Origin of the sequence: Nodosilinea sp. P-1105, from assembly GCF_012911975.1 — a bacterium.
In the GTDB taxonomy this organism is placed as follows: Bacteria; Cyanobacteriota; Cyanobacteriia; order Phormidesmidales; family Phormidesmidaceae; genus Nodosilinea.
This window is the reverse complement of record NZ_SMDQ01000070.1, coordinates 1-22,221: the sequence shown is the minus strand read 5'-3', so window position 1 is coordinate 22,221 and position 22,221 is coordinate 1. Positions and strand designations below refer to the sequence as shown.

At 57.2% G+C, this 22,221-nt stretch carries 21 protein-coding genes; 9 read left to right on the top strand and 12 right to left on the bottom strand.

Going from position 1 to position 22,221, the window contains the following annotated elements; genetic code table 11:
- Positions 1–86: 86 nt before the first annotated feature.
- Complete coding sequence (locus E1H13_RS21845; RefSeq protein WP_169616663.1) at positions 87–1,481, top strand: collagen-like protein; 1,395 nt, start codon at positions 87–89, stop codon at positions 1,479–1,481.
- Positions 1,482–1,511: 30 nt separating this feature from the next.
- Here E1H13_RS21845 and E1H13_RS21840 read toward each other — a convergent pair whose 3' ends face one another.
- The 9 genes from E1H13_RS21840 to E1H13_RS21800 all read right to left on the bottom strand — a co-directional run bounded on the left by E1H13_RS21840 (position 1,512) and on the right by E1H13_RS21800 (position 8,817).
- On the bottom strand, positions 1,512–2,120 hold the full coding sequence (locus E1H13_RS21840; protein WP_169616661.1) for a Uma2 family endonuclease: 609 nt from the start codon (positions 2,118–2,120) through the stop codon (positions 1,512–1,514).
- Positions 2,121–2,156: 36 nt separating this feature from the next.
- Entirely contained in the window at positions 2,157–2,318 is a 162-nt protein-coding gene (locus tag E1H13_RS21835; protein ID WP_169616627.1) for a hypothetical protein, read from the bottom strand.
- Positions 2,284–2,910, bottom strand: a complete 627-nt coding sequence (locus E1H13_RS21830) for a hypothetical protein (RefSeq protein ID WP_169616659.1) — start codon at positions 2,908–2,910, stop codon at positions 2,284–2,286. The genes E1H13_RS21835 and E1H13_RS21830 overlap by 35 nt, the downstream gene beginning before the upstream one ends.
- 543 nt (positions 2,911–3,453) lie before the next feature.
- Positions 3,454–3,810, bottom strand: a complete 357-nt coding sequence (locus E1H13_RS21825; RefSeq protein WP_169616657.1) for a hypothetical protein — start codon at positions 3,808–3,810, stop codon at positions 3,454–3,456.
- A gap of 168 nt (positions 3,811–3,978) precedes the next feature.
- Complete coding sequence (locus E1H13_RS21820; protein WP_169616656.1) at positions 3,979–4,473, bottom strand: hypothetical protein; 495 nt, start codon at positions 4,471–4,473, stop codon at positions 3,979–3,981.
- Positions 4,474–4,499: 26 nt separating this feature from the next.
- On the bottom strand, positions 4,500–5,303 hold the full coding sequence (locus tag E1H13_RS21815; protein ID WP_169616655.1) for a DevA family ABC transporter ATP-binding protein: 804 nt from the start codon (positions 5,301–5,303) through the stop codon (positions 4,500–4,502).
- Complete coding sequence (gene devC, locus E1H13_RS21810) at positions 5,300–6,469, bottom strand: ABC transporter permease DevC (RefSeq protein WP_169616653.1); 1,170 nt, start codon at positions 6,467–6,469, stop codon at positions 5,300–5,302. Before devC (E1H13_RS21810) ends, E1H13_RS21815 begins: the two co-directional genes overlap by 4 nt.
- 6 nt (positions 6,470–6,475) lie before the next feature.
- Positions 6,476–7,648, bottom strand: a complete 1,173-nt coding sequence (gene devC / locus E1H13_RS21805; RefSeq protein ID WP_169616651.1) for an ABC transporter permease DevC — start codon at positions 7,646–7,648, stop codon at positions 6,476–6,478.
- Positions 7,645–8,817 carry an efflux RND transporter periplasmic adaptor subunit gene (locus tag E1H13_RS21800; RefSeq protein ID WP_240966780.1) on the bottom strand — a complete coding sequence of 391 codons (1,173 nt, stop codon included), beginning with the start codon at positions 8,815–8,817 and terminating at the stop codon, positions 7,645–7,647. The genes devC (E1H13_RS21805) and E1H13_RS21800 overlap by 4 nt, the downstream gene beginning before the upstream one ends.
- Before the next feature lie 315 nt (positions 8,818–9,132).
- Between E1H13_RS21800 and E1H13_RS21795 the strand changes: the two genes are divergently transcribed.
- Both E1H13_RS21795 and E1H13_RS21790 read left to right on the top strand, forming a co-directional pair.
- Positions 9,133–9,921, top strand: a complete 789-nt coding sequence (locus E1H13_RS21795) for a PD-(D/E)XK nuclease family protein (RefSeq protein ID WP_169616649.1) — start codon at positions 9,133–9,135, stop codon at positions 9,919–9,921.
- Between the two features lie 5 nt (positions 9,922–9,926).
- The gene (locus E1H13_RS21790) at positions 9,927–10,979 is read left to right on the top strand and encodes an alpha/beta fold hydrolase (protein WP_169616647.1); all 1,053 of its coding nucleotides are present in this window, start codon (positions 9,927–9,929) and stop codon (positions 10,977–10,979) included.
- Between the two features lie 77 nt (positions 10,980–11,056).
- Here the strand turns inward: E1H13_RS21790 and E1H13_RS21785 are convergent, their stop codons facing one another.
- A complete protein-coding gene (locus E1H13_RS21785; RefSeq protein WP_169616645.1) occupies positions 11,057–12,595 on the bottom strand; it encodes a SagB/ThcOx family dehydrogenase in 1,539 nt (512 codons plus the stop codon).
- 480 nt (positions 12,596–13,075) lie between these two features.
- Between E1H13_RS21785 and E1H13_RS21780 the strand changes: the two genes are divergently transcribed.
- The 3 genes from E1H13_RS21780 to E1H13_RS21770 all read left to right on the top strand — a co-directional run bounded on the left by E1H13_RS21780 (position 13,076) and on the right by E1H13_RS21770 (position 17,670).
- Complete coding sequence (locus E1H13_RS21780) at positions 13,076–13,282, top strand: hypothetical protein (protein ID WP_169616643.1); 207 nt, start codon at positions 13,076–13,078, stop codon at positions 13,280–13,282.
- A 569-nt stretch (positions 13,283–13,851) separates the two neighbouring features.
- Positions 13,852–17,055, top strand: coding sequence for a valine--tRNA ligase (locus E1H13_RS21775; protein ID WP_169616641.1), 3,204 nt, complete (start codon positions 13,852–13,854; stop codon positions 17,053–17,055).
- Between the two features lie 36 nt (positions 17,056–17,091).
- Complete coding sequence (locus E1H13_RS21770) at positions 17,092–17,670, top strand: Uma2 family endonuclease (RefSeq protein WP_169616639.1); 579 nt, start codon at positions 17,092–17,094, stop codon at positions 17,668–17,670.
- Between the two features lie 29 nt (positions 17,671–17,699).
- Here E1H13_RS21770 and E1H13_RS21765 read toward each other — a convergent pair whose 3' ends face one another.
- Positions 17,700–18,017: a peptide ABC transporter substrate-binding protein gene (locus E1H13_RS21765; RefSeq protein WP_169616637.1), complete on the bottom strand. Its 318-nt coding sequence runs from the start codon at positions 18,015–18,017 to the stop codon at positions 17,700–17,702.
- A 331-nt stretch (positions 18,018–18,348) separates the two neighbouring features.
- Between E1H13_RS21765 and gshB the strand changes: the two genes are divergently transcribed.
- The 3 genes from gshB to E1H13_RS21750 all read left to right on the top strand — a co-directional run bounded on the left by gshB (position 18,349) and on the right by E1H13_RS21750 (position 21,047).
- Positions 18,349–19,320, top strand: a complete 972-nt coding sequence (gshB, locus tag E1H13_RS21760; RefSeq protein WP_169616635.1) for a glutathione synthase — start codon at positions 18,349–18,351, stop codon at positions 19,318–19,320.
- A gap of 10 nt (positions 19,321–19,330) precedes the next feature.
- The gene (locus tag E1H13_RS21755; RefSeq protein WP_169616633.1) at positions 19,331–19,684 is read left to right on the top strand and encodes a DnaJ domain-containing protein; all 354 of its coding nucleotides are present in this window, start codon (positions 19,331–19,333) and stop codon (positions 19,682–19,684) included.
- Between the two features lie 178 nt (positions 19,685–19,862).
- Positions 19,863–21,047, top strand: a complete 1,185-nt coding sequence (locus tag E1H13_RS21750; protein ID WP_169616631.1) for an NAD(P)H-quinone oxidoreductase subunit H — start codon at positions 19,863–19,865, stop codon at positions 21,045–21,047.
- A gap of 469 nt (positions 21,048–21,516) precedes the next feature.
- On the opposite strand, the gene E1H13_RS28355 is transcribed toward E1H13_RS21750, so the two are convergent.
- The gene (locus tag E1H13_RS28355) at positions 21,517–22,131 is read right to left on the bottom strand and encodes a cold shock domain-containing protein (RefSeq protein WP_169616629.1); all 615 of its coding nucleotides are present in this window, start codon (positions 22,129–22,131) and stop codon (positions 21,517–21,519) included.
- Positions 22,132–22,221 lie beyond the last annotated feature (90 nt).

Below are 22,221 nucleotides of genomic sequence, written 5' to 3'. Positions count from 1 at the left end.
CAGCGGAAAATGCTCACCACCTATCAGCATCTATGGGAATTGTTGAGCTGGATACTCAAAAACCATTCATTGTCGCCTGAACTGCCATGCCACTGTGGAGATGGGCCACTGGCCTGCTCATGGTACCCCTGGGGGTAGCTGCCTTAGAAGGATTAGTGTTACCGACAGTCGATAGCTGCACCCTGGTGGCATGGGCGATCGAAACTCGCACCTATGGGCGCCAGGGTGGCCCCGGACGGGATGGACGGCCCGGGCGAGACGGTACCCCAGGGGCCGATCACACCGCCACTGCCAACGGTACCCCCAACCAGTTCTCCCTACCAGGGCAAGACGGAGCCCCAGGCGAGGCCGGGGAGAATGGACGCCGCCCTCGCTGCGACAGCCAACCCCGCCAGGTTGCCTACGATCTGCAAGCCCCCAGCGGCGGCAACGGTGGCCATGGCGGTCGGGGGGGCGATGGCGGTCAGGGAGGAAATCTGACCCTGTATTACGACAACCCAGACGCCCTGGGGCTAATTACGGTGGTGGCCCCTGGGGGGCGAGGGGGCCGCGGCGGGTCAGGGGGAGCAGGGGCCAGTGGTTGCCGGTGTCGCTGGCGCAGTTGGACCCTACAAACCTGCACAGGCACCCCCGGCCATGGCGACCATCGCTGCCAGACGAACCGCTACGTCTGCCGCGATGGCCGCCCCGGTCGCCATGGCTCTCCGGGCCGCGACGGACGGGATGGTGAAGCCGGACAACTGCGGCTAGTCAACCAAACAACGCCCCTATCTGCCGACACCCCCAGCCAAACTCTGCCACTCCAGCACCTGGTCAACCAACCCTTGCGACTCTCCCGCAATCTGTGGACCCCCAGATCGGGGGCTAACACTCTTCTAGCTGCAGGCTCCCAGGTGCAAGACACCTATGAGGACTATACCGGACGAGTGGAAGGCACCCTGGTGATTGACTGGCAGGCCCCAAGGCCCGTAGGCAGTTTTGCCGCCGAGCCGGTGACCGCCACCATTGATGCTGATGGTAGGGTAGAAGCCACCTTCCCTGAAGCGGTATGGATCGATGCCAACGTTCAACGCCAGGCGGATGAGCTGCGCCTGGCCATCACCCAGGCGGTGCGCGAGCAAGATGTCACCCGCATGGCCTGGGGCGGCTTGCACGGCAGTGGCTCTGACCTGCGGGCCGTGGTGCTGGATTTAGCTGGGGAATCGGCCCAGTTGCAGACCCAGTTTCGGGTTACCCTGCGCACCACTGGCGGCAACCCCAGGGACAGCCACCGCCTGCACTACACCACCGCCTATGATGATGTAGTGCCAGCGGCAGCGGTGACGGTGACCGGCAACCGATTCGAGATTGACCTCGGTCAACTGCCCATTCCTGCCCGTCGGCTACGCCAGGGCACCTACGCCCAGCTAGATATCACCGCCATCCGCACCCTGGGGCCTCACTCGGCTCGTCAGTCTATCCCCTGGCAAGGGCAGCTCTAAGTACAAGAAGGCAGAGGTACAGATTTATTCTCAAGCCGTTTTCAAGGCTCGACGATAGGCTTTGACGGCCTGCGTCTGGTTAGGGTTACCAACAAAGCCGGCCAGTAAAGTAACCTCGAGCCGAGGGAGCAGTTGGCTTGTCTGCTGCGCTTCATAGCCCTGCCCTTCGTTCACTAGGCTGTATATGTTGAGCTGCTGGTTCTCCCAAAACCAGACCTCCTTAACCCCCAAACCCTGATAAACCTTGAGCTTGTCGATGCCACCACTGGTCAGGACAATTTCCAGGGCAATGTCAGGAACATCGTGCAGTTCTCCCAGGCAGTAGCACTCATCCGGTTCCAGGCCCCGAGCGGCGGCTTCTTTGCGGAAGGTGGCAGAGCCGTAACCGTTGAGGTCTAAGTCCAGTTCTTCGGCGAAGGCTTCAATCAGGCGAGCAATGATTTTTTTAAGGCGTTCATGCTCTGGAGAGGTGGTCATAAGTTCGAGGGTGCCCTCCAGGTAGGTCATCCGCAGTGCGGGGAACTGGTTCGTAAACAGCGTTACCAGGGCATCGTACTGTTGCCAGGTGACGCCCTCCAGTACCAGCCGCTGATCCTGGGCAGGGAGTGCATTAGGAAGATCGAGTAGGGATGTGGTCATAACGTACCCATTACCTCTCCTTACATACTACGCAGCTTAGCCAGTCCTTTGAGGCAAACGTTCCTGACGGATAAATTGGTCAGCCTCTTCGGGGGTTGCAAAGCTACCGGGGGCGGAACCAATAAGGCTGGTGAGCGATCGCACAGTTTCTTCAGCTAAAACCTTAATCCAGATTTTGCTCACATAGCTGGAAGACATAGCGCAATCGCCCTAGCAACAAATCCATATCCCCAGTGGAATATACCGGAGTTTCGTAGACGATACCCGCTAGGCCCATACGGTAGAACTGCCAGGCTCGGCCATTGGTGACGATGCCGTAAACATCAATCTCGCGACCGGCCTGCTGGTTTTGCCACTGGCAGGCCTGCATTTCTACCAGGCATTGGGCTAGACCTTTCTCAAAGTCGTCCTTCTTGGCTTCGATAATGCAAAGTAAGGGAATATCGAGATACCGTTTCCGCTCGGCAATCAGATAATCGACGTAGCCTGCGGCTGTATCGCCTTCCAGTTGAGCCCCTTTCCAGATTTTGAGATGGTCGGTACTGGCGATCGCCTCTTCACAGATGGCATCGATCAACAGCTTTTTTGATTCTTCGTAACCTTCCAGGTCAAAGGTTTGCTCTAAGCGGTGGAGCCGCTCTTGAAAGAAGGCGCTGGGTTCAACCGGAGAGACTTCTAGCTCCCAGGGAATGAGATCGTTTAAGTTTAGCTGCTTGAAAGCTTCGGCATAGCTAAAACTAGAAAAGTTCTTCTTTTTAGATCTTGGGATTTTAGCCGATGTACTCGCCATAATGCTTATTTTCCCTAGTGTCTAGCTTAACACCCTGATTGACTGAAACAGTTGTGCTGTAGTTAAACCATAGATTTTGAATGTATCATCCCTTAGACAAAATGACCTCCGACAGCAGCACAACCGGGATATCCGTCAAGCACCGAGTGCATCCCAGTTTTGCAAGTTGGCCCACCCTGCGGGAAGCGCAAGCTCTACATCCCCCAGTCCCTGCTACGCACGTCCTACGGCCTACTCCCAAAATGGAAGAAGGGGGGCAGGATTTAAAGTCCCTCTCCCGCTCTGGGCTAATTGATACACATAAGTCCTGTGAGACCCTTGTGGGCAGGGCTTTCCCTCCATCCCCCAGCCCCTTCCTCCCAAAATGGGAGAAAGGGGAGTAGAGCTTTCAAAGCCCCTCGCCCTTCTGGGAGAGGGGTTTGGGGAGAGGGCCAAGATGTGTGTACTTAGTAGCCCGCTCTGGGAGAGGGATTTAGGGTGTAGACGCAGAGCGGCTTCTCTTGAGTGGGCTGCAACAGTGGGATGCACCCGTCCAAGATTCCCTTAGCGGTTGATGGCGTACACCTGAACGGCTGCTAACAGGGGCTCGTCACTGTAGTCAGACTCGATGGTTTGCCACTGGTCGTCGTCCAGCATCAAGTTGTATTCGCGCTCTAATTGAGCCATATCAAAGGGGCGCAGGGTCCCTAAAATTACCACGTCATCATCGTCCTCAAAGTTGGCCATGCCTGCTGATTCTTTGACCACGAGGATATCGCTACCCCCCAGAAATTGAGCCTGGGAAATGGTGAAGACATTGTCATCATATTTTTCGCCCACACCGCCTTCAACGGCAATCAACTGGTCAAAGAAGGCTTCTGGGTTATCGCTAATCTCGCCGGGGTCAGGGGCTAAGATCACGCTTTCCGCGATAATGGCAGGGTTATCTTCGTACTCCCCATCTGAATACCACAGGTTTTCTCTCCTATCTGCTCACTTACTTCAGGAAACCACATGGGTTTGCAGGCAACCTCTTACCCAAGCATAGGGTTAGGCTATGGCTAAATGTAGACTTTGCCGATTGTCTATCTATGCCTGATTACAGGCTGGCATCCCAGAGTCTAAAGCCCGGTATCCACCGAACCGCTGGGCAATGATGTCATCGTAGGTGTCGGCGATGGTCACCACCGACAAAATGCAGGTTTGCAGTTCCATCAGATCCATGTTTTCGCCCCCCAGAACACTTTCGGCAAACAGCACCTGGTTGGCCTCATCCAGGTGAAAGGCCCCAAACCGCATGCGCCGATTTTCGGCGAGCAGAAAATACAGTAAGTCCTGGTTGATGGTGCTGCCAATGGTGACGCAACTGGTGGCCCGTACCGTGGCCAGATCGGCTTTTTCCCAGGGGTGAACTTCCCAGGGCAACACCTCCACTTCCACCAGGGTAGAGCCGTAGAGAATGTCAAACTTGGGTCGATCGGGGTAGGCCCGCAGGCTGTTTTGAAACAGACTGGAATTTTGTAGGTAGTCGGCTACCTTGGTGTAGGTCAAAGCCTGGACTGTACTAACAAATGAGAGTGCCATAGGGTTGCCCAACGAATATCCAAAAACTACATTACAAACATGTTGTGGTCCAGGGATTTGACGGTATGGGCCTCGACAAACTGCTGGGGGTTAGTGTCAGACTCCAGACGACCATCCACCAGGTTAATGATCCGATCGGCCACGTCCAAAATGCGGTTGTCGTGGGTCACCATCAAAATGGTGCAGCCTTGCTCCTGGGCCAATTGCTGCATTAGGGTAACCACATCTCGCCCCGATTGCTTATCTAGGGCGGCGGTGGGTTCGTCGGCCAGAATCAGCTGGGGTTGGTTGACCAGGGCCCGGGCGATCGCCACCCGCTGCTTTTGCCCCCCAGATAGGGCTGCCGGTTTATAGTCAACCCGATCGCCCAGCCCTACGTTTTCCAGAATTGCTGTGGCCCGCTGGCGCTTTTGGCGTAAGTTACCGGTCAGTTCCACCGCCATTTCCACGTTTTGGGCTGCGGTCAACGACTCAAACAGGTTGTGGGCCTGAAAAATAAAGCCAATGTTGCGACGCACCTCCACCAGTTGGCGGTTGCCCAGGCCCACCAGTTCTTGCCCCAGCACCCGCAGACTGCCCGTTGTGGCTGAACGCAATGCCCCAATCAGGGTCAGCAGGGTGGTCTTGCCGGACCCGGATGGGCCGGTCATGATCACAATTTGACCCCGGTGCAGCTCCAGGTTGATATTAAACAGCACCTGCTTCCGCAGGTCTCCCTGGCCAAAAAAGTAGTCCAGGGTCTGTACCTGTACAGAGATCTCGGCTCCAGGGGAAGCAGCCCCAGGGGAAGCAGCCCCAGGGGAAACGGGCTGAACCGGCACAGCACTCATAGACCAAATACCTCCGCTGGGTCGGTGCGCTGCACTTTGCGCACGGCAATGGTGCCAGAAATCAGACACATCATAAATGTAGCTATGTATAGGTTAACGATTCGCCCTAGGGTCATGACAAACAGCAGGCCCGTCACCCCAGCGGCCAGGTTATAGAACAGGGCACTAATCAAAAAGCCGGGAATAAATCCCAGTACAGATAGAATCATGGCCTCCTGAATCACCACCCCAAACAAAAACCCATTGCCATAGCCCATGGCCTTGAGGGTGGCATATTCCGACCAGTGGTCGGCGACGTCGGTGTAGAGAATTTGATAGACCAGAATAATCCCCACCACAAAGCCCATGGCCGTCAGCAGGGAAAACACGAAGCCAATGTTGGTGTTTTCTTCCCAGTAGGTGCGCTCGCGGCGAATGAAGCCCTCCGGGCCGTCTTTGGGCAGCACCAACACATCCTGGGGCAGATGCTGCCTCAGGGTCTGGACCAGGCGATCCACATCGGTGCCGGGGGCTAGCTTCAACACCCCAATGTCGGCGGTGGCAAAGCTGCGTTCGTCTTCCTCGGGGCCGCGATCGGCAAAATACCGCAAAAAATTCTGGTCACTCATGATCAAATTGCCGTTGCCCGCCGCAAAGTCGGTGCCCAGGGCAAAGGTGCCAATGATCTGTATCTGGCGATCCGCCAGTTCGGTGACCACCCCCGCTTCCCGGGGTCCTAACTCGGCCCTGGCGCGACGGTCGATCAGGGCCGTATTGGGCAGCGTCAGCTGTCGCTGGTAGGCCAACACCTCGGCCATGGGCAGGACTGGATCGGCAGGATTATAGGCAATCACCCGCACTGGGCGAGTGGCTTTGGTCTCAGGGTTTTTCCAGCGGGCATCGCTGGTGTAGACGGCATAGGCAGCTTCCACGCCATCAAACGCCTGGGCCTGGTACAGACGGCGGCGGGCAAAGGAGCGGGGCACAAACATGTTTTCTTTCAGCCGGTTGATGATCACGATGTCGCCATTGAACTGCTCTAACAACTGGGTCTGGCTGTCGTAGAGGGCGTTTTGAAAGCCGGTAAACAAAAACATCAACAGCACGGCAAAGCTGACCCCGGCCAGGGAGGTGAGGAATTTCTTGCGATCGTGGATCAGGTTGAGCAGGGCCAGGGGGGTGGGCATGGGGGGTTAGGCGAAAACGGCGGCGGGGTCGGTGGTGACGGCTTTGCGGACGGAAATTAACCCTGACAGGCTACACATGGTGATTGTCAGGGCCAATACGAACACTACCCGAAACAGGGTCATCTGCATGGGTAGGGTGCCTGCGGTGGCGTTATCGGCCAATGCATAGAGGCCCAGGGCTAAAATCAGGCCAGGGACATAGCCCAGCAGGGCCAGAATCACCGCTTCGTGCAGCACCACTTTGAACAGGTAGCCACCGCTGTAGCCGATCGCTTTTAGGGTGGCGTATTCCCGCAAGTGATCGCGGATGTCGGTGTAGAGAATTTGGTAGACAATCACGGTGCCGACAATGAAAGACACCAGTACTCCCAGGCCGAAAATGAAGCCGATGGAGGTGGTCTGAATCCAGAACTGACTTTCTTTGCGGACAATTTCAGCTTTGGTGTAAAGGTTGACATCGGCGGGCAGCCGCGATCGCAGGGTGGCTTGTACTCGCTGGGCGTCGGTGCCTGGGTCCAGCAGCAGCAACCCTAGGTTGATCTGGGTCAGGGGGCGGGGGGCAAAGTAGCGGCGAAAGTTTTGGTCGCTCATGATCAAGGTGCCGTCGGCGGCAAAGCCACCCCCCAGGGCATATTGGCCGACGATGGTGATGCGGCGGCGGTCCGCTTCAGTTTCTAGACCAATGGTTTGGGGGCCAAATTCAGGTCGCGATCGCCGATCGATAAACGTCGTATTTGGCTGTTGGAGGGCCTGACGGGCGGCGTCAGTGTTCAATTCTGGCATCAGAAACACCGGGTCGCTGGGGTTAAAACCATAGACAAACATGGCCCGGCTGATCTGAGTTTCGGGGTTTTTCCACAGGGCGTACTCGGCGTAGAGGGGCATGGCCCGCTGCACCCCTTCGATGCCCGCCGCCTGGTACAACCGCTGTCGGGGAAAGGCCTTGGTGGAGCTAATCTCCAGGGACTGGGGAGAGACCAGAAAAATATCCCCATTGAACTGGTCATAGAAATTGGTGGTGGTGTTGATCAGCGCTCCTAAAAAGCCCAGGTTCATAAACATCAGTAACACCGCGAAGGCAACCCCAGCGATCGCCACCAGCAGCCGACTGCGTTCGTGACGCAGGTTGTACCAGGCCAGAGGAATGCGCCGCCTGGACCGCCGCCAGCTTAACCTCATGACTCAATGTCGATGGCGACATCGACCTGCAGGTTGGTCAGCCCGGCCACCACGTCACTTTGATCGACCTTGACCCGCACTTCCACCACCCGAGCATCGGCATTGGCGGCGGGGTCATCGTCCAGCACGTCATTTTTGGCGATGCGCAGGCCAATCTCGTCCACGGTGCCGGTCAGGATGTCGGCAAAGGCCCCATTGCGGCTGGTAATGGTGGCCGTTTGACCCAACCGCACCAGCCCAATGTCGGTTTCGTAGACTTCAGCCACCACCACCATCTGGCGAGTATCCCCCAGGGCCAGCACCGGTTCGCCCCCCAGGGACACCGCCTCCCCAGGGTAGGCGAAAATATCCAGCACCTGGCCCGTTTGGGGGGCTCGAATCAGCGTCAACGCCAGTTGAGATTCGGCCAGGGCCAGACTCTGGGCCGCAGAATCCACCCGACTCATCACCCGGGCGCGGCTGGCGCTGGCTTCGGCGGCTACCACCTGGGCCTGGGCGTTGGCTAAGTCCCGATCTCTAGATTGTTCTAGGCGCTGGCGGGTGGCGGTGGCATTGGCTAAGTCAGCCTGCAGGCGGTTGACGGTGGCCCGCTGGCGATCGAGTTCTTGGCGCGCGATCGCCCCCGACTCATTCAACTGCTGAAACCGGGCCAGGTCAATTTCGGCCACATCGAGCTCGGCTTGCAGGCTTTGGATGGCAGCGGCTTGGGCCGCGATCGCCGCTTGCTGCGGCTGATCAATTTGCCCCAAACGACTGCTGGCCTCCTGCACCTGGGAGCGACCCAGATTGGTTTCCGCCGCCAGCTGCGCCCTGGCCTCCGCCAGTTGGCTGGCCGCCAAGTCCCGCTCTGCCTGGCGCACGGCATAGGTGTCAAGGTAGGCCAGCACCTGGCCCGCCTCAACGGTGTCACCCTTTTGCACCGCCAACCGATCGATCCGGCCTGAGCTGGAGGCCGCTACATCAATCACCCGACTACTGGGCTCCACCCGCCCCAAGGCCACCACCTGTACCTGACGGGGCGGCGGCAGTTCCACCTGTTCACGAGCCGCCTGCCGAGATTGCATCACCCCACGGGCCAGCCAAACCGAGCCGCCACCCACCAACACCAGGGCGGCCAGCAGCACCCACCAACTTGGTTTTCTCCAGGGCTGAATCGACTGAGCACTCATGGGCGGTGGGGGGTAAAGGGCGAGACCAAGGCAGATTCTGATTATGCTTTGAATTTAACTGAACGGTGTAGTTTAGTCAAACCCCAGGGAACGCCGCCAACGGCCATGAGCTGCGGTAGATTGAAGATTGGCCTTTCCTCCCTAGGGCAGACACACGGGAACGAAAAAATCCAAAATCCAAAATCCAAAATCAAAAATTATTTCTCCCTCCCCATCACCCCATCACCCCATCTCCCCATCCTCCCCACCCATCCACCCTTCGACAAGCTCAGGGCAGTGCCCATCCACCCATCCACTCATCCCCCCACCTCCCCCATGCCCACCACCCTCACCCAAGCCCACCTCAAGCTCCTCGAACTCTGCCCCCGTCGCTTCCAGCACACCTACCTCGATCGCCTGATCGCGCCAGTGAACCCCGACATGCTGCAGCGGCAGCAGTGGGGCACGCAGTTTCACCAGATTATGCAACAGCGAGATTTAGGCTTGGCGGTGGATCCGTTGCTGCAGCAAGATCCCCATCTGAAGGCGGCGGTGGAGGGATTGCTCACCCATGCCCCAGACCTGTTTATCGACCCTGACCCGGGGCTGCGCCAGAGCGAGCATCGCCGTAGCTTACCCTTCCATGGCTATAGTTTGACCGTGGTGTACGACCTGTTGATTGTCACCCCCCAGCGCGGTCAAATCATCGACTGGAAAACCTATCTAAAACCGCCTCGGCAGGCGCAATTAGCCCAGGAATGGCAAACCCGGTTGTACCTGTATGTGCTGGCTGAAACCTCCGACCTTCCCCCCGATCGCCTGTCCATGGACTATTGGTTTGTGCAGCCGCAGGGGGCCACTCTGGCTGATGCGCCCCCTAGTCGGGTTAGCATCCCCTACTCTGAAGCGGCACATCGGCGAACCGATCGCGACCTCAGGCGGCTGACCCAGACCCTGACTCACCTGCTGGCCAGCGCTGAGCCCTTACCCCAGGTGGATGAAGCCCAGGGGCTCTGTGGCACCTGCCCATTTGCTGTGCGCTGTCAGCGATCCAGCGATCGCCACCAGCCCCCCACTCCGATCTCCCTGCCCGCCGTGGCCGACATTGCCGAAGTCCCCCTGTAGTGCCTATGGCCACCGTTGATTTCCCTGAATTTCGTCCCCCCTGGTACTTAAAAAATGGCCTGGCCATGACCCTGTATGTGGACCAGGTGGGCCGACGCATCGGGTCTAATCCCCTGAATTTGCCGCCGGTTCCCTATCAAGACCACATTTTCCCAGGTCAGGGGGGGGTGCCTCTCTTTGGTCGCTGGGCCGCCCCAACCCAGGCCAAGGGCACAATCATTGCCACCTACGGCATTACCGGCAGTGTAGATAATCAGTGGTACCTGAAGCTGCTGGGCCGCAAAGCCTACCAACGGGGCTACGGGGTGGTGCTGTTTGACTGGCGGGCCCACGGTAAAACCGCTGAACTGTCCCCCACCCTCACCTCCGACGGCATCTATGAAGGCGACGATTACCTCGCCCTGGCGGCGGCAGCCAAGGCCCTGGGGTGCCCACCCCCCTATTGGTTTATGGGCTATTCCCTCAGTGGTCAACTGGCCCTGTGGGCCGCCAAAGCCGCCATGGTCCTCACGGCAGAAAGCCCCCTCAGCCCAGCCGACCTGGGCGGGGTGGCGGTGCTCTGTCCCAGCCTTGACCCGCTGCGATCGCTACAGTACTTGATGGCCCATCCCACCGGACGCTATCTGGAGCGAGCGATCGCTCGGGAACTGAACCGTCTGGCCCAACGCCTGTACCAGGCCCACCCCGACCACTTTGACCCTGCCGCCATTCAACGGGCCAACAGCATTTGGGCCTTTGACCACGAGCTGGTGATTCCTCGCCTGGGGTTTGCCTCAGTGGAAGATTACTACGCCGCCAATAGCCCCCTGCCGTTTATGGCAGACCTGACGGTACCCACCCTGGTGCTCTATGCCGCTGACGATCCCCTGTTTGCGCCAGAAATTGTGCCCGACTTAGAGGCGATCGCCCAGGCCAACCCCAACCTTGAGCTTATCCTCACCCCCTATGGCGGCCATGTGGGGTACTACAGCAGCGCCGCCGGTCGCGCCCTGGCCCAGGACCCAGACCCCTGGTGGGCCTGGAATCGCATCCTAGACTGGGTAGAGCATGGATCTTAAAAGCTGCCTTCTGCCCTCTGCCCTCTGCCCTCTGCCTTCTGCCCTCTGCCCTCTGCCTTCTGCCCTCTGCCTTCCCCCTAGCCCGGCTGCCCCAGGGTCGTAATGTAAACCACGGCCTCATCCTCAGGAATCCCCAGCACCTGATTCACCTGGTCGTCAAAGAAACCACCGATACCGCTGACCCCAAGCCCCAGGCGAATGGCCGCCAAGTTCAGCCGCTGCCCCAGATGCCCGGCATCCATATGCAGATAGCGATAAACGCGATCGCCGTGGGTAGCCACTGCCGTCTTTAAGTCCGCCGTATGAAATACCACGGCGGCGGCATCCCGACCCAGCTCCTGTCCTAAACAGAGGTAGTGCAAGTCCTGGCGAAAATTTTTGAACCGCACCTGGCGTAGTTCTTCACTGCGGGGGGCGTAGTAGTAGCAGCCATCGTCTAAGCCATCGACGCCAGACACCGCCACAAAGGTTTGCAGCAGGCTGAGGTCGTGGTAGTCAGGGTCGCCATCTAGACCTTGATCCCGGTAGTGGTGGGGTTGATAGGTAAAGTCTAGAAGCTGAAGCAGTTGCTCTAGGGGAATCGTACCGCCACTGTATTTGCGGGTAGAGCGCCGTTTCAGAATGGTGGTTTCTACGGCATCCAGGCGATCGCCCCAATCTAGCGGCGCTGTGCGAGTGGACACCTTTAGACAAAAGGGAAAGTTGTATTTGTCGTCTAGGGTCTCAGCCAGGGCAGGGACTGAGCGGTTCGACCATTTAGGCGCGTTGGCATTGGCATCAATCGCTGTGGCCCGATGAAAGTAGGTCAACAGCTGACCATCGGGTACTGCCGGGAAGTCAGTGTGGGCCTGGGTGGGAAAGGTGGACTGATGGTGGGGCAAATTTTGGTCAACCGCCAGCAAGTCCGCCAGGGGCAACACCGCCATCACCCCCTCCTCCTCTGGGTTGAGATAGAGCAAGTCAGCCAGGGCCTGATCGGCAAAGCTGCCAATTAAGTGGGGTCGATAGTCCGCCAGGGCGCTGGCCAGCTCAAGATTGCCCATCAGGTGCCCCACATCCAAACAAATGCGGCGATAGGCCCGGTCCTGGTAACGCCAGGCTGAGCGATAAAAGACCCCAGTCACCACCAGGGCGATCTGGGTGGCTTCTAGGGTTGGGTGCCAAAAGCAGGCCTCTTGCAGACCAGGCCAGCGATGGTCATCCCAGTAACGCCACAAACTATGGGTACGCGCTTGGTAGTTATAAAGCCCCGCTGGCAGCAGGCGGGTGCCCCTAGAAATTAAATACACCTCTGCCGGATAGAGCCCTCCCGCCGATGGGGCCGCCCTCAGGTAAAACACCTGCCCCGTCACCGTAGGAAACTTGGCGGTTAGCCCATAGGCATTAATTAACAGGTGAGACAACCGCATCCACTCGACCGCATCGGGCAATTGGCTAGCCTCAGCGGTCATTTCCAGATAGGGCTTGAGGTCGATGTCGTGCCCCAGTTGGTAGGTCTTAAACGGCACCGGCTGCTGGTCAAAAGCCAGAGACCGGGCTTGGGCCCTGATGGTTGCCGGATCGTACTTGGTGCGGCTGTGGTAATGCTGGGCAATGGAAACTAGGGCGTCGGGCATGACCTCAAGCAAGAATATAGAGCGAGTTAGGTTAGGTTCAATCTTATCGAACCGTCTGGCAACCCGGTACAGAAGACCAGATTCCAATACTTGGCCTCAGTAATAGCGTGGCCTGACCATATAGTCTCGTTTTCACCGTGAAAACACCAGGCTTCCCCCACCGTGGTGTAACCAGGTTCGGTGTTATTTCGACTTTCAGCCCCGATGGCCCACCGCTAAACTACAACCAGCGCTTGGTTGAATGTCACTGAAATAAGCTCCATTGCAAATGGCCAGAAGCCTTGATCTGTCGTAGGGTGGGCTCTGCCCACCAGCCTTAAATCAGTGACATTGAGCGCTTGGTTAGCTGACTGTAATCAAGCCACCAAGGATTTAGGGTGTACGGTTTACGGTCTAAGACTTACGGTATACGGTGAACCGTAAAGCCTGAACCGCAAACCGTCAAATGTCCTCAACCTCAGAGAATTCGGAGAATACAGAATGACTGTTCTGCTGTGGGTATTGCTGGCTATAGGCGCTGGAAGTCTGGCTTTCATCTTCCGGCTGCTCTACATTATTGGCGCGATTTGGGAAGCGGCGGAACAGGATGATCGTCCCTGGGAGGCGTCCACCTTTTCGCAGCCTGCACTAACAACTCCGGCACCGCTAGTTAGCGTGAGCGCTGAGCCCGAGGTCCATTGGGGCTGACTGCCTACATGGTGCCAGGCTGGGACCACTTAGGCAGCTATCCACTAACCCCTATTAGGCCAGCACAAAGTGGAAGAAACCCATTGAGAGCCTAGCATCCACCGGACAGGTTGTTCTGGGGGCACCTTTCCGTTGGGTCCAGGGCGGCGGAACGGCCCTGGTCGAGGGGGACCGGGGGAAATCGAAATTCCCCCGGCAGCAAGCTTGGCTCGAGCAGGTCACCTAGGCCAACAGACAGATTAAAGGCCCACTAACTGAGTTTGTTTCTTAGGAGAACTGAGCCCTAGGCTAACTTTCCTTCACGGCCTGGACAAAGGGGAGAGCGAGTCGCTGCATGAATTGGCCATCCCAGTCAGCAATTCTCATTTTGGTAAATTGGCCGTTCGCCCTGAGCCTGTCGAAGGGTGAACGGGCTTCGACAAGCTCAGCCTGAGCGGTCTTTCGTCAATCAGTCAAGTCATACTGAGAATTGCTGCATCCCAGTAGCCGCATCGGTTAGTACACTATATCTCTGGTACTTTAGTGTTTAGTACTTAGACGTTAGTAGTCCCTGCGCTCCAGGTTTTGTGATGACGGCCCCTATTCCCACCCTCTCTGCCCAGTACGACCCCACCGAAACCGAGGCCAAGTGGCAAGCCCAGTGGGAAACCAAGCAGGTATTTAAAGCTGACCCTGATCATCCTGGTCAGCCCTTTTGTGTGGTGATTCCGCCCCCCAATGTCACCGGCAGTCTGCACATGGGCCACGCCTTTGAAAATGCTTTGATTGATACGATCGTGCGCTACCAGCGGATGGCAGGGCGGAATACCCTGTGGTTGCCAGGGACTGACCACGCCAGCATTGCCGTAGCCACCATCCTGGATCGTCAACTGCAAGCCGAGGGCATGACTAAGGAAGATCTGGGCCGCGATCGCTACCTGGAGCGAGCCTGGCAATGGAAGGTGGACTCTGGCGGCAAGATCGTTAACCAACTGCGCAAGCTAGGGGTCTCCGTGGATTGGTCCCGGGAGCGGTTCACCATGGATGAGGGGCTGTCCCATGCGGTACTCACGGCCTTTACCCAACTCTATGAAGAAGGACTGATTTACCGGGGCAACTACATGGTCAACTGGTGCCCCGCCAGTCAGTCAGCGGTGTCAGACCTGGAGGTGGAACAAAAAGAGGTGGATGGCCACCTCTGGCACTTCCGCTACCCCTTCACGGACGACTCTGGCTACGTGGAAGTGGCAACTACCCGGCCTGAGACGATGCTGGGGGATACGGCGGTGGCTGTTAACCCCAACGACGAGCGTTACCAGGGGTTGATCGGCAAAACCCTGATGCTGCCGATTGTGAATCGCCAGATCCCTGTGATCGCCGACGAGTATGTGGATGCTGATTTTGGCACCGGTTGTGTCAAAGTCACCCCGGCCCATGACCCCAATGACTTCGCTATGGGCCAACGCCACGACCTGCCGATGATTACCGTCATGCATAAAGACGGCACCATGAATGAGCAGGCTGGACCGTTTGCCGGGTTGGATCGGTTTGCGGCTCGCAAAGCGGTGGTGCAACGGCTGGATGAAGAAGGCTTTTTGGTGCGGGTGGACGACTATCACCACACCGTACCCTACAGCGATCGCGGCAAGGTCCCGGTCGAACCCCTGCTTTCTACCCAGTGGTTCGTCAAAATCCGCCCCCTGGCCGACAACGCCCTGGACTACCTGGACAATCACCAGGACCCTGAGTTTGTGCCTGAACGCTGGACCAAGGTCTATCGCGATTGGCTGGTGAACTTGAAAGACTGGTGTATCTCCCGGCAACTGTGGTGGGGGCACCAGATTCCCGCCTGGTATGCGGTCAGTGAAACCGGTGGCGACATCACCGATCACACGCCTTTTGTGGTGGCCACCAGTGAGGCAGAGGCCCGTGACAAAGCGATCGCCCAGTTCGGGGAAGGGGTGGAGCTGGTGCAAGACCCTGATGTGCTAGATACCTGGTTCTCCTCTGGCCTGTGGCCCTTTTCCACCCTGGGCTGGCCCGATCAAACGGCCAAAGATCTTCAGACTTACTACCCCACCACCACCCTGGTCACCGGCTTCGACATTATTTTTTTCTGGGTGGCCCGTATGACCATGATGGCCGGTCACTTTACCCACACCATGCCCTTCGAGACCGTCTACATCCATGGGCTGGTGCGGGATGAAAACAACAAGAAAATGTCCAAGTCGGCCAACAATGGCATCGACCCGCTGGTGCTGATTAATAAGTATGGCACCGATGCCCTGCGCTATACCCTAATCCGTGAGGTGACTGGGGCCGGTCAAGACATTCGCCTGGAGTACAACCGCAAAACTGACGAATCAGTTTCGGTGGAGGCCTCCCGTAACTTCACCAATAAACTGTGGAATGCGGCCCGATTTGTGATGATGAACCTGGACGGTCAGTCTCCGGCGGACTTGGGCGTTCCTGACCTGGCCCAGCTTGATCTGGCCGATCGCTGGATTCTCTCCCGCTATAACCAGGTGGTCAACAGTGTGCGCCACCACCTGGACGCCTACGGCATGGGAGAAGCTGCCAAAGAGCTCTATGAATTTACCTGGGGCGATTTTTGCGATTGGTACATTGAGCTGGTGAAACCCCGCCTGCAAAGTGAGGGGGCGTCTAAGCGGGTGGCCCAACAGACCCTGGCCTTTGTGCTGGATGGCATTCTCAAGCTGCTGCACCCCTTCATGCCCCACATCACCGAAGAGGTGTGGCACACCCTCACCCAGGTGGGCGACGATCAGTTTCTGGCGGTGCAACCCTACCCCACCCCCTTCCCTGGTTTGGTGGATGAGGGCCTAGAGCAGCAGTTTACCCTGGTGTTTAACACGGTGCGGACGGTGCGCAACCTGCGGGCCGAAGCGGGCATCAAACCCAGTGTGCGAATTGAGACCATCTTAGAAAGCGACAACCCCGAAGAACGGCACATTTTGCAGGCCACCGCTGACTATGTCAAAGATTTAGGCAAAATTGACACCCTGGTAATCTTGGGGGGCAAACAGCCGGTCTCCACAGCCCACGCTGCAGAGACTACCAACGCGGCGACTAGGGCTGAAGCCGTCAGCACCCAGGTGCAAAGCGCCTGGCATAGTCTCCAACCCTGGCTCGAACAACCCCTGGGCTACATCAACGCCCTCTGGGCTGATGTGCGGCGGCCAGTCCTGAGCCTGCTGTTGATTTTTGCCGGGCTAGTGGGGCTGAAGTTTGCGGGGGCCATCATCCACGCTGTAGATACCACCCCACTGTTTGGCCTGCTGATGGAACTAGTGGGTATCTGGGTGGTGATTTCGTTTGCTCGCCGTAACCTGCTTACAGCTGGCGATCGCCAGCAATTGCTCCAGTCCTACCAAGCCTGGCGCCAGGCTATTTTGGGGTCCAGGCAGTCCCAGGCTGGGTCTACCTCGCTACCGCCAGAATCCTTACCCACAACCCAGGTGCTGCCGCCTGCGGTTAGCATCGCCTCTGCACCGGCCCCAGAACCAGAAGATCGCAAGCTGTTTGCTGGGGTCACGGGCACGGTTCAGGTGTTGATTCCCCTGACCGGTGTGGTGGATGTGGATGCCCTGCGGGCTAAGGTGGAAAAAGACCTGACCAAGGTGGAAGGGGAAATTAAGTCGCTGTCGGGGCGACTCAGCAACCCCGGTTTTGTGGATAAGGCTCCGGCTGAGGTGGTGCAAGGGGCACGGGACGCGTTAGCCGAAGCGGAAACCCAGGCCACAATTCTGCGATCGCGCCTCACCATGCTATAGGTCTGCCCGCTGATTCCCCGAGCTGGGAGATGTTCTATGACAGTATCAGCCTCAAACAGTCTGACCGCAGAGGAGTATTTGGCCTATGATGACGGGACCGATACTCGCTATGAACTGGAAGATGGGGTCTTAGTGGCAATGCCCCCTGAGTCCCCTGAAAACTGTGCCATTGCTCGCTACTTATTTGTGGAGCTGTTGAAGTTTTTCCCGGTTCCCTGGGTGGCCTATAAGGACTTAGAACTTGAGGTCACCGGGCGGCGAGCCAAATATCGTTTGCCGGATCTGGCGGTACATACCGAAGCCTCTCAGCAGGCCCTGGCAGGCTCTGCTCGCAATACCCTGACCCGCAACATGCCGCCCCCCGCCCTGGTGATTGAGGTGGTTTCCCCAGGGGACGTGAATCGCTCCCGGGACTATCGCCACAAACGGACTGAATATGCGGCCAGGGGGATTGCTGAATATTGGATAGTTGATCCTGAAACTCGGCAAATTACGGTCTGTCAGTGGGTGGATGGTCAGTATGAGAATCAAACGTTTGTAGCTGATCAGTGCCTGGTGTCAGCCGTAGTGCCAGACTGGTCACTGACGCCAGCACAAGTGTTTAATCGGGGTTAAGGCTTGCCGCCAATGTTTGCCTGACCGGCTTAAAGGCCAGTGGTGGTCGCAGCTTGAATCGGTGGGCTAAACTGGGCCACCTCTTCTGGGGTGACCAGGTCCAGCGATCGCAGGATACTGAGCTGAATCACAGCGGTGGAGCGGCGGGGGGCATCAAAGCCGTTGGCCATGGCTTGATCGCGCTCCGGGATCAACTCATAAATGGCCAGGTAGCGATCGTAGGCTGACCGGGACGAATCGGCGCTAATCGCCTGGCACTCGTCTAGCACCCTCTGGCAGAAGCGCTCCAGAGCTAATTCCCGCACCTGGCGAAACCGCTTCCAGTCCGCCTCTGACATCCGTATCATTCCAGCCTCCTAATGTTCAGTCGAAAACATAATGACGGGAGATGTGACTTGGGGTGAACGGTAAACGGTGAACGGTTTAACGGGAGCCGTAGGCCCTGCACCGCAGCCGGTTGACCCGTCACGGCTATCTTGACAGGCCAATAGTACTCTGAGGTAGAAATCAACCTACTGTTCAGGACGCTTAAAATCCTGGCGCAGCAACAATTTTTCACCTTGAACTTTGCATTTTTAATTCCGCGTAGCGGTACTAGTGACCTTGACGTCTTAATGCCTACCCTAAACAGACCGGCCCCATGCTAAAACTCTAGCTGGAGTATAGGACATCCCCCCCGTGAAACTTGCTTTTATCATCGACCCGATTGAGCGCCTTGACCCCGGCCACGACACCAGCGTTGCCCTGATGGAAGCGGCCCAGGCCCAGGGGCACGAGGTCTGGATTACCGAAGCCCCCCTGCTTAGTGTGGTGGGCGGCAAGGCCCTGGCCCTGATGCGGCGGGTGGACTTAATCCCAGTGCAATTGGTGGATAATCACTGGGTGGCCGAGCCCCTATGGTACAACGTGGACAATGTGGTGCAGCGATCGCTGGACGAGATGGATGCGGTGTTTATGCGCACCGACCCGCCAGTGACCGTGCCCTACCTCTATGCCACCTACATTTTGGACTACATTGACTCGGCTAAAACTAAGGTGATCAATGCCCCCAAGGGGTTGCGAGCCGCTAACGAAAAAATGTACGCCCTGCAATTCACTGAAGCAATTCCAGAAACCATCGTCAGCCAGAGCAAGGCCGTGATTCGCGACACCGTAGAGCAGTGGGGAGCGGCGGTGCTGAAACCCCTGGGGGGTAAAGCTGGGGAGGGGATTTTGTTTCTGCAAGCGGGCGATCGCAATCTCAACTCGATGGTAGAAATCAGCACCCGCCAGGGCCAGGAGCCGGTGATGGTGCAGACGTTTTTACCCGCCGCCAAGGAAGGGGACAAGCGGATTATTCTGCTGGATGGAGACCCGATCGGTGCCGTCAACCGCATCCCCACCGGCAGTGAGTTTCGGGGTAATATGGCGGTCGGAGGCCGGGTCGCCCCGGCCGAGATCACCGAACGGGAGCGACAGATTTGCCAGCAACTGGCTCCCACCCTGAAACGGGATGGGCTTTACTTTGTGGGGATTGATGTGATTGGCGGCTACCTGACAGAGGTGAATGTGACCAGCCCCACCGGCATTCGCGAGATCGACCGCCTGAACGATGTGCGCCTGGGTCACCAGGTGATGGACTGGCTAAAAAAGGTAGACAGTAGAAAGTAGCCGTACACCGATGTCTAACCCCACCCCCTTTTCCTCAGCCACCGATTATTACACCGTGCTTGGGGTCGATCCCCAGGCCAGCCAAGCGGCGATCAAACGGGCCTATCGCCAACTGGCCCGTCGCTATCATCCTGACCTCAACCCAGACGATGCTACTGCTGCCGAGCAGTTCAAATACCTGAACCGAGCCTACCAAGTGCTCTCCGACCCCCAGACCCGACAACAGTACGATCGTGACGGTCACCCCAGCCCCACCGCCCAGTCCCGCGATCGCCCCAGCCAGGACGATTTTGACGCTATCGAGTTTGGTCGCCACGGTAGTTTCGAGGATTTGTTGGGGGATCTCTTTCGTCGCTACCAATAACGGCCCCAGCCCGCCACTAGGCCATAGGGCCGAGCCGGGAAAACAGCCAACCCCCAAAAGGTTTCATGGCTTTGAGCTGCAAAATGACAGCGATCCACATTAAGATACTCAAAGATAAAATATTTAAGACCGTCCCACCGCAAACATCAACGACAGATACCGACGATTGGGCTAACCTATGTCAATTATTGAAACCAAAACCGAACCCATGGTGCTCAACATGGGGCCGCATCATCCCTCTATGCACGGGGTGCTGCGGTTGATTGTCACCCTGGATGGGGAAGATGTGATTGACTGTGAGCCGGTGATTGGCTACCTGCACCGAGGCATGGAAAAAATCGCCGAAAGCCGCACCAACGTTATGTTTGTGCCCTATGTCAGTCGTTGGGACTATGCGGCGGGCATGTTCAATGAAGCGATTACCGTCAATGCCCCGGAGCAATTGGCCGATATCGAGGTACCCAAGCGGGCCAGCTACATTCGGGTGATCATGCTGGAGCTGAACCGGATTGCCAACCACCTACTGTGGCTGGGTCCCTTCCTGGCGGACGTGGGGGCTCAGACGCCCTTCTTCTATATCTTCCGGGAACGGGAGATGATCTATGACCTGTGGGAAGCAGCGACGGGTAGCCGGTTGATCAACAACAACTACTTCCGCATTGGCGGTGTGGCTGCGGACTTAACCTACGGTTGGTTGGACAAGTGTACCGACTTTTGCGACTACTTTTTGCCCAAGGTGGATGAGTACGAAAAGCTGATCACCAATAACCCGATCTTCCGTCGCCGGATCGAAGGGATTGGCACCATTACTCGGGACGAGGCGATCGCCTGGGGGCTGTCTGGCCCGATGCTGCGGGGCTCTGGGGTGAAGTGGGACCTGCGCAAGGTGGACCACTACGAGTGCTACGACGACTTTGACTGGGATGTGCACTACGAAACCGCCGGAGACTGCATGGCCCGCTACCAGGTGCGCATCCGAGAAATGCGGGAATCGGTGAAGATTATTCGTCAGGCCTGCGCCAATATCCCTGGGGGTCCGTTTGAGAACCTGGAGGCGAAGCGGATGGCGGAGGGGCCAAAGTCGGAGTGGAATGACTTTGACTACCAGTTCATTGGTAAAAAGATTCCCCCCACGTTCAAGATTCCGGAAGGGGAGCACTATGTGCGCCTGGAGAGCGGTAAAGGCGAGCTAGGGGTGTTTATTATGGGGGACAACAATGTCTTCCCCTGGCGGTTTAAGATCCGCGCCCCGGATTTCAATAATCTGCAAATTTTGCCTCACCTGTTGAAGGGGATGAAGGTGGCTGACATTATGGCAATCTTGGGTAGCATTGATATCATCATGGGGTCGGTGGATCGTTAGGGCCAATCCCGTAGGGGCGAACCCACGTGTTCGCCCAAAATCCCGCCATGGAATAATCCGCGGTCGGCGAATTTCTCGATGCCAAATTCCGGGCAGACACATCGGTCTGCCCCTACGGTGATATGCCGTGGTTGCCCGATCGCCTTGTGCGCCCAAAACTCTGCCGTGGAATAATTCGCGGTCGGCGAATTTCTCGATGCCAAATTCCGGGCAGACACATCGGTCTGCCCCTACGGTGATATGCCGTGGTTGCCCGATCGCCTTGTGCGCCCAAAATCCTGCCATGGAATAATCCGCGGTCGGCGAATTTCTCGATGCCAAATTCCGGGCAGACACATCGGTCTGCCCCTACGGATGGAAATTTACCATTTCGATGGAACTTGGGGATTTAATTGATCCTCATGCCACAATGCAGGATTATTGCGGATGTAGAAGATCTTAAAAATAAATATTTGGTACGTTCTGTGGCTCAGATTTCGTCAATATCCGGTAGAACATGGATCCTTGATGCACAGGGGCCTTTATGATGCTGGTTCACCTCTACCTCGACTAAGGTACCTGAATCCAGCAAGTCGATGGTATTGGACTTGATGAACCCTTCCCTAAAGTAAATATCGCGACTACCGTCAGCCGGGGTAATATGCCCGTAGCGGATTCCTTGGACGTTTTGGCGAACATGTTTTACGATGCCCTGCTTGACTGGAAAGTCGCTGCTAACCTCATCGGTGCCTGTGATTTGCCGGTAGAGTCGCTGTAACCCTTGGTGAGTTGGCGCAACCTCAAGCGCTCGCTGAGTATATTGAACCGCTTCATTCATTCGCCCTTGCCCAGTCAGCAATTGCGAGAGATACAACATAATCAGTGACAACCCCCGGGAGTTGCGATTAGCTACATCAATGTCAAATGCCTGCGTAAGATGATGGATGGCCTCATCTATCCTTCTATGTCTTGATAGCGCTTGGCCCAGTGCAGTATGCACCTTTGCCAGGTGTGACTGATTGTTATCTTGTTCTCCCAGTTCAATGCTTTTGCGAAAAGCGGCTAGAGCTAGATCAAACTTTTCACCTCCCTGCTTTTCAAGCACCTGCCCTAAACCATTAGACTTGTTGTGAAATAGTGCTCAGTCAGATTTGTCACAGGTGTCCGCTCTTCTCCCTCTGTTAAGCCGCCATCA